Here is a 15,913-nt window from a genome sequence, read left to right as displayed (position 1 = left end):
ATAAGATTTGGTAACATTGATCGAAAGTTATTCGTAAAAATTTTCAAGGCTTAACTTTAATAAGACCGCTAACTTCTTATTTTTGCAAATCATTTCAGAAATCAAAACGCATGTATAGAGATCACAATAACAGCGAGTTAAACCTCAGTTCTGTAAACAAAAAGGTAACCTTATCGGGATGGGTTCAGAAAATAAGAGATAAGGGATTCATCATTTGGGTAGATCTTAGAGACCGGTATGGGATAACTCAGCTCGTGTTTGATTCTGAAAGAACCTCATCAGAAATGATGGAGCAGGCCAAAAAACTAGGTCGGGAATTCGTTATCCAGATTACAGGGACTGTTTTAGAAAGAGAATCTAAGAATGATGCTATAGCCACCGGTGATATTGAAGTGTTGGTGGACCAGCTTACCATATTGAACAGTTCTGAAACCCCTCCATTCACCATTGAAGATAATACTGACGGGGGAGAGGATTTAAGAATGAAGTACCGTTATTTAGACATCAGACGAAATCCTGTAAAAAACAAACTGATCTTTCGCAGCAAAGTATCCATGGCTGTAAGAAACTACTTGACCCTGCAGGAATTCGTAGAGGTGGAAACGCCCTACTTAATCAAGTCTACTCCAGAGGGTGCCAGAGATTTTGTAGTGCCTAGCCGAATGAATGCAGGACAGTTTTATGCCCTACCTCAATCGCCACAAACCTTTAAGCAGCTGCTTATGGTTGGAGGCTTAGATAAGTATTTTCAAATTGTCAAGTGCTTTAGAGACGAAGATTTGAGAGCTGATCGACAGCCGGAATTTACCCAGATTGACTGCGAGATGACCTTTGTGGAACAGGAAGATATCTTAAACACTTTTGAAGGCCTTACCAGACATTTATTAAAAGAAATTAATGGAGTTGACGTAGAAGAATTTCCTCGTATGACTTATGATGAGGCCATGAAAACTTACGGAAACGATAAGCCAGATATCCGGTTTGGGATGATGTTTGGTGAACTTAATGACGTAGCACAACATAAGGATTTTAAAGTATTTAATGAGGCAGAGCTAGTTGTAGGAATCGCTGTACCTGGAGCTGCATCTTATTCCAGAAAAGAAATCGATAAACTTATCGACTGGGTGAAGCGTCCACAGGTAGGAGCCAAAGGCATGGTCTACGTCAAATATAATGAAGATGGCAGCCTCAAATCTTCTGTTGATAAATTCTACGATGAAGACGATTTAAAAGCTTGGGCAGAAAAAACTGGCGCAAAGCCAGGAGATTTGATTTGTGTCTTATCTGGTGATGCCAATTCTACTCGAGCTCAGCTAAGCGCTCTCAGAATGGAAATGGGCAATCGCCTTGGCTTAAGAAGGCCTGATGAATTTGCTCCACTATGGGTGATCGATTTCCCACTTTTAGAATGGGATGAAGACACTCAACGTTACCATGCGATGCACCATCCGTTTACCTCTCCTAAAGTTGGCCAGTTACCGCTTCTAGAAACCAACCCTGGTGCTGTAAAAGCTAATGCTTATGATTTGGTATTAAATGGAAATGAAATCGGCGGAGGATCTATCAGAATCCACGATCAAAAAACACAATCCAAGATGTTTGATTATCTTGGGTTTACAGAGGAAGAAGCCGAAGCACAATTTGGCTTTTTGATGAAAGCCTTTACCTACGGTGCTCCTCCTCACGGTGGAATCGCCTTTGGATTGGATAGACTTGTAGCTATTTTAGGCGGACAGGAAAGTATCAGGGATTTTATTGCCTTCCCAAAAAACAATTCGGGTAGAGATATTATGATAGATGCTCCAGCACCTATTGACGAAGATCAATTGAAAGAGCTAGATTTGAAGTTACGAAGTAAGTAAGAATCTATTAAAGTATAGCCATGAAGTTCAGCCTGTCGGGAGTATTATCTAACATGACTGCCTGGCTAGAAAAGCACCTAACCAAGCAGCAATTATTGATTTTGATAAGTGCTGTGGTTGGTCTTTTGTCTGGACTCGTTGCCGTACTAATTAAGAACCTTACCTACCTCATTCAATCATTACTCGGTGGCAGTTATATCTCCAACTATCACAATGTTTATTACTTTGCATTTCCGGTTATCGGTTTATTATTGGTTTATCTTTTCTCCAAATTCATTTTAAAAAAAGAAATTGGCCAGGGTATTTCTACCACTTTGTATTCCATTTCCAGACGAAATGGATTTATGAGGAAGTTTCAAAACTATGCTTCTATTATTACAGCACCTATCACACTTGGGTTTGGAGGATCTGCTGGACTCGAAGCTCCTACAGTAGTGTCAAGCGCAGCCATAAGCACCAGCTTTTCTAAGTTTTTGAACTTAAGCCAAGCCTCTAGAACGCTAATGATTGGCTGTGCAGCTGCAGGGGCCATGTCTTCCATTTTTCAGGCTCCCGTGGCAGGGATTATATTTGCAATAGAAATTTTCAGTCTGGACTTAACCTTAGTTTCTATGATTCCCCTTCTAGTGGCTTCGGTTTCTTCTATACTTACCTCCTATTTCTTTTTTGGCTCCGATATCATTCTCCACACACAATTAGGAGAAGCTTTTGAGATCAGCGATGTTCCTTTTTACATAGCTTTAGGCATCTTTACAGCTATTGCCTCCATATCTTTTACAAAAATTTACATCTTCACCTTTAAAACCTTCAATGCTTTTAAAAATAAATTCAGTAAGATTTTAGTAGGTGGACTGATTTTAAGCGGGATTTTATTTTTGGTTCCTCAGATTTACGGTGAGGGCTATGCCTCTATTAATGAATTACTTTCTGGTAATAACGAGCTGGTCACTCAGAATAAACTCTTCCAAGGCTGGGATTTATCCTGGATGGTCATCGTTTTTTTAATCCTTTTAGTCGTTTTCAAAATGATTGCCACCTCCATAACCATTGCCGCAGGAGGTATTGGAGGTATTTTTGCTCCTGTTTTATTTATGGGAAGCATGATAGGGCATTGTTATGCGCTGGTTATAAATACTCTGGGATTTACTAAGACTCCAGTATCCTTGAGTCAGTACACTCTTGTTGGAATGGCTGGGCTTATTGCGGGAGTAATGCATGCGCCTCTCACAGCTATATTTCTAATTGCTGAAATCACTAGTGGCTACAGCTTGTTTATACCGCTGATGATAACAGCGGCTATTTCTTATGTCATTACCAGCCAGTTCCAACCCAATTCTTTGTACACCATGGAACTGGCAGCGCGGGGAGACCTTGTGACTCATAATAAAGACCAAACCGTTTTAACTTTAATGGATATACACCAAGTTATCGAGGACAATTTCAGAGTCCTTAATGATACTATGAATTTAGAACAAATTGTTAATGAAGGAGTTATAAAATCTAAACGTAATATTTTTCCAATTGTTGATGAAAACCATACCTTTAAAGGCATCATACTTCTCGATGATATTAGGACAATCATGTTTGATAAGACCTTGTACACAGAGATGAGCGTCACAGATCTGATGCAAAACGCACCAGACGTGATCGAACTCAATGACTGCAGAATGAACGATATAATGAAAAAATTTCAGGACACAGATGCCTGGAATTTACCAGTGGTAAGAGACGGAAAATACGTGGGTTTTATATCCAAATCTAAACTACTCACTGCTTACCGACAGAAATTAATTGAAGTAACTGTATAAAACCATGAGAGCACTTATTAAATTAGTCTTTATACTCATAGCAGCAGGTTTTGCTCTAGGCGTTTACTTTAAACTTTATGAAGAAGAAATCGTTGGGGAACGTATTATCGGCATAAGTGTACTAGCTAGTGCCTTTATTTTGATGCCTCTTTTTTTAGCTCACCGTTGGAAAGGTAAGAGGTTACAAGATTATACCTTAACAAAGGAAAATATCGAGAGGATGAATAATAAGAATAGTGAGGAATCTGATGGTGAAAGTAGACATGAAAAGAAAGATTAGATAAAATCTGTGTAGTACTCTGAAAATGATTGAATTAAAAAACAAGATTTTTTATCAAAATGTACACAGCACATTAATTTTATTTACATTTGTATAATATTATTAATTATTATTTATTATTATGCAAGGTAAAGTAAAATTTTTCAATGAGTCTAAAGGTTATGGATTCATTACAAACGACGAGACAGGAGAAGATATTTTTGTTCACGTCACAGGACTTAACGGAGAGACTCTAAACGAGGGTGACGAAGTTGAGTACACAGAAGAAGAAGGAAGAAAAGGAATGAACGCTACAGATGTACGTTTGATCTAATCATATAAACATTTTTTTTTCAAGACCTTAAAACGCCACTCTTTCGAGTGGCGTTTTTTTTGGTATGATTAGGATTGCTTTGGTGAGTGTTAAAAAATTATTTGAAAGTCATCCTAACAAAACAGGACCAGAAATAACAAAAAAACTCCTTTAAATGAATAAAGGAGTATATGATATACCGTAAAGAGTAGAGGTTTACTCTACTACTTCTGCGTCTTCTGTATTATCGATAAGAACCTGACCTCTGTAGTACAATTTACCTTCATGCCAGTGCGCTCTATGAAACAAATGCGCTTCTCCAGTGGTAGTGTCTGTAGCGATTTGTGGCATCTTCGCCTTGATATGAGTTCTTCTCTTATCTCTTCTTGTGGTCGATATTCTTCTCTTTGGATGTGCCATTGCTCAAATATGTATTATTCGTTTAGTAATTCTTTTAATTTATCCCAACGAGGATCTGTATCCTCTTCTTTTTCTTCTGAAGCTGATTTCGGTTTCAACTCTTCTAATTTTTCAAGAATGTCAGACTTTATGGAGCCATCTTCAACACCTGGATGAATTCTTTTGGCTGGTAGAGCTAAAACTATTCCTTCGTAGATGTATTGCTGAACTTCCACTTCATGTTCTCCATGAGGTAAAACCAAAAGCTCTTCATTATCATCATTATAATCTTCACCAAATTTTACAACCAGAGATAAATGATTATCGATGGGTTGATCGTAAGGCTCTAATGAAACATCGCAATTAATGTTTACTGTACCTGTGAAATCAAATTCCAGTTCTAGCATGTTAGACTTCTTAGTGAATTCTAAATCGACTTTTACATCGGAGGTATTGAATTCCTGAAAATCAAAAAGATCAAAGAACGCATTATCAATCTCATAATCAAATCTGTGCTGTCCTTCTTTCAACCCTACGAAAGGGATGGCATAAGCCTTAAACTTCCTCATAAAGCATCAGTTTTGAGCCTGCAAATATATTAAAAATTAATAATATTCAATACTTAATTATCGAATGATTTTACAGAGGATTTTTAGTCAGTTGAATATATTCCATCCTGTTCTTAAAAATAGAGATAGACATATAAATAGCTTGGGCAAATGAGCTCCCATTAGCGACACCTTTCCCTGCAATATCAAATGCAGTTCCATGATCTGGTGAAGTTCTTATTCTGTTGAGTCCGGCTGTGAAATTTACCCCATTACCAAAAGACAAGGTTTTGAAAGGGATCAAGCCCTGATCATGATAAGCAGCCACTATAGCGTCGAAATTGGCATTGTTTTTAGATCCAAAAAAACTATCTGCCGCATAGGGTCCAAAAACGAATTTACCATTATCTATAAACTTCTTTATAGCAGGCTTCATGGTTTCGTCATCCTCATTCCCAATCACTCCTCCGTCCCCAGAATGAGGATTAATGCCTAAAACGGCGATTTTAGGTTCTCTAATACCAAAATCTTTAACAAGGGATTCGTGAATGGCATTGACCTTTTTCTCTATCAATTCTCCTGTAATTTTTGAAGAAACGTTCTTTACAGGAACATGATCGGTAAGCAAGCCCACCTTAATATTGTCTGATACCATAAACATCAAACTATCCCCTTTAAGCTGTTGGGCAAGAAAATCCGTATGTCCTGGAAAATCGAATTCATCCGACTGTATGCTGTTTTTATTGATAGGAGCTGTTACCAAGGTATCAATATCTTTTCGAATTAAAGCTTTAGTAGCTGCTTTTAAAGATTTTATGGCATAGCCACCTATGACCTTATCTTCTTCTCCAAAGTTGACCTTAACGTTCTCCTTCCAGACATTAACGACATTTATTTTACCCTCTACAGCATCTTCAGGTTTTGATATCCCATGAAACTGAAGTTTAATCTTAAAAAAATTACCAAAAAAAGACATCATTTTTGAATTCGCGAAAATAACAGGGGTAAATAATTCTAAAACTCTGGAATCTTCCAATGATTTTAGAATGATTTCCGGGCCAATCCCATTCATGTCTCCAATGCTAATTCCTACTCTTATATTTGAATGCGTTTTCATAAAATTCGTCTATTTTTGCACTAAACAAAGGTAATTAAATAATCTACAATTATGTTTACAGGAATAATAGAAGAAGTAGGAAAAGTCAGTAAAATTGAGACTTATGGAGGTAACATAGATTATACCATACAAGCAGAAATAGCCAGAGAACTAAAGGTGGATCAAAGTGTGGCTCATAATGGGGTTTGTCTAACAGTAGTCGACATTGAAGATAAATCTTACAAAGTAACCGCAATCGATGAAACTCTAAATAAGACCAACCTAAAGCACCTTAAAGAAGGAGACCTTATCAATCTTGAACGTGGGATGAAGATGAATGCACATCTTGACGGGCATATCGTACAAGGACACGTAGACCAGGTGGCCACTTGCGAACGAGCAGAAACTAAAGATGGCAGTTGGGAGTTTACGTTTTCCTATGATCCTAAACTGATGAACGTCACTATAGAAAAAGGCTCTATCACTATCAATGGTGTTAGTTTAACCGTTGTCAACTCAAAATTGAATGAATTTAGTGTGGCTATCATCCCCTATACTTACGAGCACACGACTTTCAGAACACTAAAAAAGGGGGATGTAGTCAACTTAGAATTTGATGTTATTGGGAAATATGTCAAGCGATTAATGGAGATGCAGTCTCTCTAAGCTTACTCGTCTAAGGTTACGTCATTGATCAGTATGTTAAAGAGATCTGCTTTGGATTTAAGCAATTTCTCAAACACTTTAATTTCTTTTAGCCTAGAGTTAATTAGTTTTACTTCCCGGGAGTTGATTAAAAAAACCGAACTTTCACCGAAGCTAAATTTACGCTCTTCAGCTTTTAACAGCGTGGAGGTGTCTCTTACGATAGACTGAAATGTGTTTAACTGAGTGATATAGGAAAGTATTTCGCTTCGTGTTGCCTGTATCTTGTTTTGAAGTTGAAGCGATTCAAAATCAAGATCTAACTGAGCTTCGTTTACTTTAATTTTAGCCAGCTTCAGATCTCCCCTTTCTTTTCTTAGAAATAGTGGAAGCCTAAAAAATATTCCTGCCTTATAATCTTCAGTATTGAAGTTTTCAAATTCTCCAACACGTTCATTTATAAAATTATATTCCAGATCTAATTGTGGTTTCAACATCTCAGCTTTTAGACGCTGATTCACTTCCAGCTGGTCTATCTTAAAATCTAAAGCCTTGATCTTTGGATGATCCTCCAATACAAAATTTTCCAATTGAAGCAGATTAGTGCCCAGTACAGGATCCAAAGAATTTTCGTCCAAAGCTTGAGGCACTACAAATGGGCCAAGTTCCAGGGGAATAAAATCTTCAAACCATAAAAAGTTGGATAACGCCAGTCTACTTTTGATCAGCTTTAAGTTAGCCTGCTCCAAACTTAATTTTCTGTCTTGAACTGTAATACCAGCTTCGAGTGTATCTATAGTTGGAATATCTCCGGCCAAGGCACTTTCCTTAATACCCTCAAAACGTACTTCTGCCCGATCTACAAAATTATCAAATAGAGTAACTTCTCGGTTGGCCAGGTACCAGTCCAAGTAAGCCATGACAGCTTCAGAAAGCAGCTGGTTAAGACGTATATCGCGTTGTGCCTGGCTAAGATCCTGCATGATCTTGGCTTGCTTAAGATCTGCCATTCTTTCATTGATGAATAAGCCCTGTCCTACAGGCACAGAAATACCAGCACTGTAAAGACCATCGTCTGGAACCACGTTCTGAGGATTTAAAAAAGACCCCTGGTTTTGCTCAAAGCCTGCTTTCACTTCAATACCATACCAGGTTGGAATTTTAAAGGTGGAGTTGAGAATATCATAATATTCGGTTCCTTTAAATTCTTTATTCTTCCAATCTACAGTAACCTTAGGATCAAAAGCACCTCTGGATTTAAGCAACTTGGCCTGTGCTGCAGATATTTCAAAATTAGCCAGCTGTGCGATAGGGTGATATTCCTTCACATAAGCTAGAAATTCATTTAAGCTAAACACATTTTGATCTTCTGCTAGTGGTGCGTCCTGAGCGATTCCTGACAAAGACCAAAAAAAACTGATCACTAAGATAAAGTTGCGAATCATTTAGGTGAATTTTGATTCTTATCTGCGCTTTTATTAGAAGCTTTTGGTTTATAGTAATCTGGTGGAAACCCGTTGATCTGCCTCCATATTTCATACCATACAGGGACATCATTGAGCAAGGCCAAAGTCTTGGCCCCGGATCCTGCTCTTACCACATCTGGCCACTCTTTTTCCTTAGGATCTTCCTTGATTAAAACTCTGAATTTACCTTTCTCTGGATCTAAAGTTCTAGATACGGCTACAATTTCGCCACCGTAAGTTCCATAGGACAGGTTTGGCCAACCAGAAAAGAAGATTGCAGGCCAGCCATCAAAAATGATACGGATAGGCTCACCCGGATGTAATAGTGGAAGATCAATAGGGTCTACGAAGGTTTCTACCGCCAATTCAATATCCAGTGGCATTATGCTTACGATTTGAGTACCTTCTTTGAAGGTTTCTCCAATTCCGCTTTGCAGAACTTTATTGATAAAGCCTGACTGTGGAGCTTTAATGTAGCGCATATTGGATCTTACAGAAAAATTTGTAAAGTCTGTCTCCAGTTTTGTTCGCTGTGCTTCTGTATCATACTGACTGGATAGTGCAGAAAATTTATCACTTTCTGCTTTAGAAATTTTGTCCTGGTAACCTGCTTTGATACTTGAAATTTCAATTTTAGCGTTGATGACTTCATTTTTACTAGCTAACAATTTATTCTTTTGCGAAACTATTTTTGCCTGACTGTTCTGAAGTTTTAAGCGCTTAGCTTCAAGGTCTGTCACGGCCTTCAAACCTTCTTTTTGCAGACTTTCTGTACGCTCAAATTGACGCTCGGCAATGGTTAATTGGGTTTTTGCAGCTTCCACTTCTATGCTATCACTTTCTACTTTCAAGTTGGCCTGTATCAGCTTGTTTTGAGCCTGTTCCAATTTTAATTCTCTTTCCTGCTTTAAGGCCTCGATTTGGAAATTTAAAGCCTTTACCTTTTCTGTATAGGAATCTAAGGAGAAATTCTTAGCTGTAATTTGAGACTGAGCTCTTTGCAGTAGATCTGGATCAAAAAATTTATCCTTTATTTCAGAAATATGAAGTATTGTATCGCCTTTTTCAACGATTTGTCCTTCCCGAACGTACCATTTTTCAATCTGTCCTGCGATTGCAGATTCGATAGATTGAGGCCTTTGGTTGGGTTCTAAACTTGTCACAAATCCCCTTCCTTGAACAATTTGCGTCCAGGGAAGAAATAAGATGGCTAACAGCACTATTCCAAATATCGTCATGATCTTATTGAATGTTAGAAAACGGTCTTTGTGCGTCGTGAATTGCATTGATTTATAATTAGATAAATCAATCTTTTCATTAAGTCTGAGTTTTGATATATCTAGCATACTATTCTTTTGTATCTAATTTACCTTCATCCATAAAGAAGGTTCGGTTGCATTTTTCTTTCCAAATCTTATTATTGCTCACTACCACCAAAGCCCAAGGTCTTTCTGGATTGGTAAGGAAATCTATGATTTTCCTAGATTCACCTTCCTGTAGATCTTCAGTTGGATCTTTTAAAACCAGGAGCTTTGGCTGAGAAGCTACTGCTCTGGCAATCATAATTTTCTTATTGATAGTATATGGCAATTGTCTACCTTCAGTATAAATTGTTGTTTGAATACCTTTTTCTTGAGATTTAACAAATTTCCGAAGTTCCAATTTGTCGATCAAAAACTGGACGTACTCCATAGATATCTCAGGATTATTTAATGTTATATTTTCAAGAATCGTGCCCTCGAAAGTTTTATTACTTGGGAAATAATGTCCTGCAAAATCTCTGAAGTAAGTTAAGTTTATATTTTTTAGGTTATAATCGTTCACGATGATATTACCTTCAATTTCATTTATCAAACCTACCAACACTCTAAGTAAGGTTGACTTACCAGATCCTGGTGTTCCTTCGATTAAAATCAAATCTTTAGGATGGATTGTCGTATTGATATTTTTAAGAATCACTTCATTACCGATCCTTAAGCTTACATTTTTATATTCAAAGACAAAGCTTTCCTGCTTATTGAAGGGCTTATTGCCTGCCTGAGTCTCGATAGGAATATCGGTAACTCGACCAAGTTTTTCAATACCGGCTAAAAGTCCATAAAGATCTTCCAAGCCTTTGATCAGCTTTTCTACCGAGGTAATCATGAGCAAAATCACAATTTCAGCTGCTACAAACTGACCAATATTCATTTGCTGATTAATCACTAAAAGTCCACCTCCAACAAGTAAGGCTGCTGCCACGAGTACCTTAAAGGCTATCATCTTGAAGAATTGAAATCTGAGTACACGGAAATGCCGCTCTCTGGCATTAAGATAGTGCAAGCTGGTATCATCGTTTCTTTTAGAAGAATATGAAAAACTCTCCGACACTTTAAAGCCTTCGATACTTCTGGCCACCTCCTGGATCCAGTGGGCAGTTTTGTATTTATAACTGGACTCGATCAAGACTTCTTTTACTCCTTCATTAAGGGATAATTTAAAAATGACATAAAAGAATAAAATGATTAAGAATCCAAAAAACACGAAAAATGGGTGGTAAAAGGAAAGTAAAATCAATCCAAACCCTATTTGGATAAAGGCAGCTGAAAAATCAATGAGAAGCTTAGGTAATGATTTTTGTATAGTCATCACATCAAAAAAACGATTAGCCAGCTCTGGTGGGTACTCATTCTGTAGTGCAGAATATTTCATTTTTGGAAATCTGTAAACCAGCTCAAAAGAGGAACGTGCAAAGATACGTTGCTGCAAATCTTCACCAATTCTCAGCTGCATGTACCTTAAAATTCCGGCAAAAGCTACAGTGAAGAGCACAATGCCTATAAGCAGAATCACAGAAGCATTAAAACTTCCCCCCACGATGATATTTACAATTGCCTGAATACCTAATGGCAGACCTAGCTCAACTAAACCTGCAAAGATGGCGTAGAAAATGATTTTATAAACAGATTTTCTCTCTAGTGTGAGTAATCTCCACAACCTTACCCAGGGTGTTCTAGTATCTCCATTTTCGGCCATTGGTTATTGCTTTAAAGTTTTTGTCAATAAATCTTCGTAAAATAAGTATAAATTGTCTTCAGAATGACAATCTGTGAGGCTATGAAAATGTTCCGATAAAAAATATTGGTTCAAAGAGCCTTCAATTATCATCGAAGATAAGCTGTTACTATAAGAATAAGATGCATTTACATCATTAATTAGTTCAGAGATTCTCAAGACCAGACGTTTATAAATACTGAAATATCCTGCTTTGTTTTGCTCGTCCACATGTTTATTGTGATAGGCTTTTACAAATTCAGAATTAATAATATGACGTAATTTGGCACCATCCAATTTAAAAGATGAATAATTCAGTTTTGGAGTACTAAAGAGAACCTCAACTGCTTTCATTAATCTTTGCATACCAGCCTTCATGCTGTTAGTTTCCATAACAAGCTGAAATTCCATAATACCCCAATAAAGCGATGAGAGATATAGCAAAAGACGCTGTTTATTCTCAAAGTATCTATAAATCGAGCTTTCAGTAGACCCGATCTCTTTAGCTAATTTTTTGAAATTGAATTCCTCTATCCCATGTAAGTCTATTAAATCTATACTTGATTTAATTATATTTTGGCCTAATGAAGAACTCTCCGGGTCTTTCAAATAAAGACTCGGATTGACGTCCACTCTAAAATTGGATAGTAGATTGTGCATTATGTGTTATATTAAACGCAAATTTAATAGTAAAACTATCAATTTTAACCTAAAAAGGATGTGCGTCTTATTAATTAATTGTTAAAAAAAATAAGGAGAAATACTTAAGTCGTCTCAGAAAATATGTATTTTGCCTTTAATTTTTATTTCACATGAAACTGAAATTTAAATCCAGGCCTAAGCGCTTTATTCACAGAGGAAACCAGTGTTTAAACTACCATCATCCTTTGGATATTTCTGAACGCTTTTGCTCCAGTTATGGTCAAAAAAACTCCTCTAAACCTTTAAATCTTAAAGATCTTCTGACTGAATTTTTTGCTGGAATCATTGCATATGATTCAAGGTTTAGGAAAACTATATCTGCCTTGATCTTTAAACCTGGAAAAGTAAGTCGAGATTATGTAAATGGAAAACGTGTAAGCTATGTAAATCCTTTTCGATTTTTTATCAGTACTGCCATTATCTTTTTTTTGGCCATCAGCTGGGTTAATAAAGATCAACTCAATAGTCTTGAAAGCCTCTCAGGTGAGAATACATCAGAATCTGAAGAAATGACTAATTACGAATTTGATTTTGACAATAAAACCCCTGCCTCTATACTTCAGGACTATGTCAACGAAAACCCGAGCTCTAGCTATAATGAAGCCATCGAAAAGACAGGTTTGGAAAATAATTGGACCAATAAAATCAAATTTGATTTTCTTTTAGGTTATTACAGGCTCAAAGAAAATCCAAAGGCATTTGTAAATTTTCTACTTCCCAAACTTCCGTTTTTCTTATTCTTTTATATCCCCATACTCAGCCTTTTCAGTACATTAATATATGTAAGAAGGAAAATTCCCTATGCTCAGCATCTTATTTTTAATTACAATTAACAGGCTATCTTTTTGATTCTACTATTTCTTGCTGTGTTCATCGATTTTATTTGGACTTGGGTTTGGGTATTGCTTTTTTTATTCTACCTGTATAAATCCATGAGAAATTTTTATAAACAAGGCAGATTAAAGACCTTATTCAAGCAATTTATACTCATTAACAGTTACCTCATAACCATTTTTATAGTCATTACATTTATGGCTATGTCAAGCATTATCTTCTTTTAAAGATAAGACCGAAAACATATAGGCAATTTCTCTACCTATATCCATAGCTCTTTCAATATATTTATCATTTTGCAGTTTAGTCCCATCAAAAATTTTCGGGTCCTCATAAGGTGTTGAAAACCTATAATTGGCACCTGATATAAACGGGCAGTTTTCATCTGCATGAGAACAGGTCATGATGGCTAAAAAGCCAGATTCAGGGTTTTCGTTATCATCAAACAGCTTTGAAAAACACCTTGTTGACTGACTTTTACCGTATTTCACATCATAAATAGGATTACTCCCATGGGCCATGGTCTCCATTTTAAAGCCTAAAGTTTCTAATGCTGATATTGTGTTAGGGTGAAAAGCAGTAACTTCTGTTCCTCCAGAATAAGCAGATATTATTTTGGACAAACCGTAATATTGAGCTAATGCACTCGTCCAGATTTGACCCATATGACTCCGTCTAGAATTGTGAGTGCAAATAAAAACTAATTCAGCTTTGTTACTAAGATCAATATCATGCTTTATGGCTTGTGCAATGCTTTCTAAAATTAGTTTTCTTTCTTCTGATATAAGATCTGTCTGACTTTCAAATTGCTGACAGAGTTTTTCAATTGAATCATGCATTTATTTAAGTTTTATTGCCGCTCACTAATATTTAATAACGCCATTTATTAGCAATCGCTACCAAAGACAACATCACAGGTACTTCTATCAGAATTCCAACTACTGTAGCCAGTGAGGCACCAGAGTTAAGTCCAAATAACGAAATAGCCACAGCAACTGCCAACTCGAAAAAATTACTAGCCCCAATCATGGCAGAAGGGGCACATACACTATGCTTCAATTTGATGTGTCGACCTATAAACCAAGTGATGAAAAAAATGAAGTAGGTTTGGATCGTCAGCGGTACTGCTATCAATAAAATATCAAAAGGCTTGTTTATGATTTTATCGCCCTGAAAGGCAAACAGCAACACCAAAGTAGTAATCAATGCAATCATTGAAATGGGTTTGAACTTAGGTGAAAATACAGTATTGAACCAGGCCAATCCCCTTCTTTTAATTAAGTACCTGTTTGAAATGTACCCCGCAGATAGGGGAATCACCACAAATATAAGTAACGAATACAGCAGTGTATCGTAAGGTATCTCAACACTGGTGACGTCCAGAAGCAATTTTACCAGTGGTATAAATAACACCAGTAAAATCAAATCATTTAGAGAAACTTGTACAAGCGTATAGTTGGCATCGCCTTTAGTAAGGTAAGACCACACAAAAACCATTGCCGTACAAGGAGCCGCACCTAAAATGATCGCTCCTGCAATATACTGCTCGGCATCTTCTGGAGATAAGTAAGCTTGGAAAATCTGGTCTAAAAACAGCCAGGCAAAAAAGGCCATGGTGAAGGGTTTCACCAACCAGTTGATCACTAAAGTAAGTCCAATCCCTTTACTGTTTTTAGTTATATTTCTAAGCGATGAAAAATCGATCTGCACCATCATTGGGTAGATCATCATCCAGACCAAAATAGCAACTGGAATATTGACTTTTGAGACCTCCAATTCACTTAAAAATACAATAGAATCTCCGAATAATCGACCAATCGCGATGCCTACCAAAATCGCCAAAAGAACCCATAGACTCAGGTATTTTTCAAATTTTCCCATTGTTGTATTAAAATAAATTTTTGTGTGATGTTCAGTTCGAGTGAATTGATAGAATCTAATGAAGTAAAAACATATCGAGAGCTAGCACCACAGTCTTTTCTAAAACTAGCTCTCGATACAATGCTATATCATATTCCGCGCAACTCGAGCTAACAATTATCGGAAATATTGTAAAGTCCAGACTGCCTGTATCTCATTGAAAGCTCATTAACAACAGCCAGAACCAGGCGCACAGGTGGTTTCTTCTTGAACTTCAGGTTCAGAAATTCCACACTTATCCTTGGCTAAACAATCGGTTAATGTACTTACGAGATGAAAAGCGCCATCTTTAAAATCGAGATGATATTTACCAATGGTGTCTCCCTGATACTCTACTTCTACCTCAAGCCTGTCGTCTATAAAAAGCTTCTTTTCTGAAAGTTGAATGATATTTTTAAGTTTTTTGGGTTGCAGTCTATGATCTTTATCATCTGCACTCCAAAGTTGAAAGTTGACGACTTTTTCGTGTCTCAAGGTACCACCACAGTCGATAAAATCTTTGCTGACCTGCCCAACTTCAGTCACATGAAAATGAGAGGGTACAATGCTTCCATCTGGTAGTTGAAATTTTAAAGAATTTATAGTCTCTAAATGTGTCTTTACTTGTTTAAGTGTCATATATAAAATTTAAAGTAATTAATTAGCAACAATCTTTTGATCTAGGAAAACGATCGAACAGTTCATTAAATATTATCTTAAGCTCATACCATTTCTCTTCGTTGATACAATAGCAAATAGAAGTCCCTTCAATATTTCCCTGGATGATCTCAGCACTTTTCAATTCTTTGAGGTGCTGACTTATGGTAGACTGAGCAAGACCTAATTCTTCAACTAAGTCTCCACAAATACAGGAGTCTGATTTTAAAAGGAATTCAAGGATAGCTAATCTTGCCGGATGACCAAATACCTTGGCCACTTTGGCAAATTCATTTTGCTTCTCAGTAAATAAATCGGTTCGCGTAATTCCCATATCGTAATAATTATATATTGCAATATTACGATTAATGATAAGAAATTGAATTTTATTA

Annotated in this window: 17 protein-coding genes; 6 read left to right on the top strand and 11 right to left on the bottom strand. The window is 36.7% G+C overall.

Translation table 11 applies throughout. The features are described from left to right. Window positions 1-110 precede the first annotated feature (110 nt). The 4 genes from aspS to F598_RS0103255 all read left to right on the top strand — a co-directional run bounded on the left by aspS (window position 111) and on the right by F598_RS0103255 (window position 4,263). A complete protein-coding gene (gene aspS / locus F598_RS0103270; protein WP_019037595.1) occupies window positions 111-1,862 on the top strand; it encodes an aspartate--tRNA ligase in 1,752 nt (583 codons plus the stop codon). 20 nt (window positions 1,863-1,882) lie between these two features. Then, complete coding sequence (locus F598_RS0103265; protein WP_019037594.1) at window positions 1,883-3,670, top strand: chloride channel protein; 1,788 nt, start codon at window positions 1,883-1,885, stop codon at window positions 3,668-3,670. Between the two features lie 4 nt (window positions 3,671-3,674). After that, the gene (locus tag F598_RS0103260; protein WP_019037593.1) at window positions 3,675-3,950 is read left to right on the top strand and encodes a membrane protein; all 276 of its coding nucleotides are present in this window, start codon (window positions 3,675-3,677) and stop codon (window positions 3,948-3,950) included. A gap of 121 nt (window positions 3,951-4,071) precedes the next feature. After that, entirely contained in the window at window positions 4,072-4,263 is a 192-nt protein-coding gene (locus F598_RS0103255; RefSeq protein ID WP_019037592.1) for a cold-shock protein, read from the top strand. 195 nt (window positions 4,264-4,458) lie between these two features. Here the strand turns inward: F598_RS0103255 and rpmF are convergent, their stop codons facing one another. From rpmF to pdxA, 3 genes are all read right to left on the bottom strand, one after another. Then, on the bottom strand, window positions 4,459-4,662 hold the full coding sequence (rpmF, locus tag F598_RS0103250) for a 50S ribosomal protein L32 (protein ID WP_019037591.1): 204 nt from the start codon (window positions 4,660-4,662) through the stop codon (window positions 4,459-4,461). A gap of 14 nt (window positions 4,663-4,676) precedes the next feature. After that, a complete protein-coding gene (locus F598_RS0103245; protein ID WP_019037590.1) occupies window positions 4,677-5,210 on the bottom strand; it encodes a YceD family protein in 534 nt (177 codons plus the stop codon). Between the two features lie 70 nt (window positions 5,211-5,280). Next, window positions 5,281-6,306 (bottom strand): 4-hydroxythreonine-4-phosphate dehydrogenase PdxA, encoded by a 1,026-nt coding sequence (gene pdxA, locus F598_RS0103240; RefSeq protein WP_019037589.1) that lies wholly within the window; start codon window positions 6,304-6,306, stop codon window positions 5,281-5,283. Between the two features lie 51 nt (window positions 6,307-6,357). On the opposite strand from pdxA, the gene F598_RS0103235 reads away from it, so the two are divergent. Then, on the top strand, window positions 6,358-6,951 hold the full coding sequence (locus F598_RS0103235) for a riboflavin synthase (RefSeq protein WP_019037588.1): 594 nt from the start codon (window positions 6,358-6,360) through the stop codon (window positions 6,949-6,951). A gap of 2 nt (window positions 6,952-6,953) precedes the next feature. On the opposite strand, the gene F598_RS0103230 is transcribed toward F598_RS0103235, so the two are convergent. From F598_RS0103230 to F598_RS0103215, 4 genes are read right to left on the bottom strand one after another with little or no spacing between them, the layout of a single operon-like run. Continuing rightward, window positions 6,954-8,375 (bottom strand): TolC family protein, encoded by a 1,422-nt coding sequence (locus F598_RS0103230; protein WP_019037587.1) that lies wholly within the window; start codon window positions 8,373-8,375, stop codon window positions 6,954-6,956. Next, on the bottom strand, window positions 8,372-9,742 hold the full coding sequence (locus F598_RS0103225) for an HlyD family secretion protein (RefSeq protein ID WP_019037586.1): 1,371 nt from the start codon (window positions 9,740-9,742) through the stop codon (window positions 8,372-8,374). Before F598_RS0103225 ends, F598_RS0103230 begins: the two co-directional genes overlap by 4 nt. 1 nt (window position 9,743) lies before the next feature. Further along, window positions 9,744-11,411, bottom strand: coding sequence for a peptidase domain-containing ABC transporter (locus F598_RS0103220; protein WP_019037585.1), 1,668 nt, complete (start codon window positions 11,409-11,411; stop codon window positions 9,744-9,746). Between the two features lie 3 nt (window positions 11,412-11,414). After that, entirely contained in the window at window positions 11,415-12,089 is a 675-nt protein-coding gene (locus F598_RS0103215) for a helix-turn-helix domain-containing protein (protein WP_019037584.1), read from the bottom strand. Window positions 12,090-12,241: 152 nt separating this feature from the next. Between F598_RS0103215 and F598_RS14730 the strand changes: the two genes are divergently transcribed. Next, the gene (locus tag F598_RS14730) at window positions 12,242-12,964 is read left to right on the top strand and encodes a DUF3667 domain-containing protein (RefSeq protein WP_019037583.1); all 723 of its coding nucleotides are present in this window, start codon (window positions 12,242-12,244) and stop codon (window positions 12,962-12,964) included. A 207-nt stretch (window positions 12,965-13,171) separates the two neighbouring features. Here F598_RS14730 and F598_RS0103205 read toward each other — a convergent pair whose 3' ends face one another. The 4 genes from F598_RS0103205 to F598_RS0103190 all read right to left on the bottom strand — a co-directional run bounded on the left by F598_RS0103205 (window position 13,172) and on the right by F598_RS0103190 (window position 15,855). Continuing rightward, window positions 13,172-13,804, bottom strand: coding sequence for an arsenate reductase/protein-tyrosine-phosphatase family protein (locus tag F598_RS0103205; RefSeq protein ID WP_019037582.1), 633 nt, complete (start codon window positions 13,802-13,804; stop codon window positions 13,172-13,174). 31 nt (window positions 13,805-13,835) lie between these two features. Continuing rightward, entirely contained in the window at window positions 13,836-14,846 is a 1,011-nt protein-coding gene (gene arsB / locus F598_RS0103200; protein WP_019037581.1) for an ACR3 family arsenite efflux transporter, read from the bottom strand. Window positions 14,847-15,053: 207 nt separating this feature from the next. Further along, window positions 15,054-15,503 (bottom strand): DUF6428 family protein, encoded by a 450-nt coding sequence (locus F598_RS0103195; RefSeq protein WP_019037580.1) that lies wholly within the window; start codon window positions 15,501-15,503, stop codon window positions 15,054-15,056. 22 nt (window positions 15,504-15,525) lie between these two features. Further along, window positions 15,526-15,855, bottom strand: coding sequence for an ArsR/SmtB family transcription factor (locus F598_RS0103190; protein ID WP_026302491.1), 330 nt, complete (start codon window positions 15,853-15,855; stop codon window positions 15,526-15,528). Between the last annotated feature and the right edge of the window lie 58 nt (window positions 15,856-15,913).

This window comes from Psychroflexus tropicus DSM 15496, assembly GCF_000378765.1.
Classification (GTDB): Bacteria; Bacteroidota; Bacteroidia; order Flavobacteriales; family Flavobacteriaceae; genus Psychroflexus; species Psychroflexus tropicus.
The sequence above is the reverse complement of the archived record's forward strand: the minus strand, read 5'-3'. Positions and strand labels throughout refer to the sequence as shown.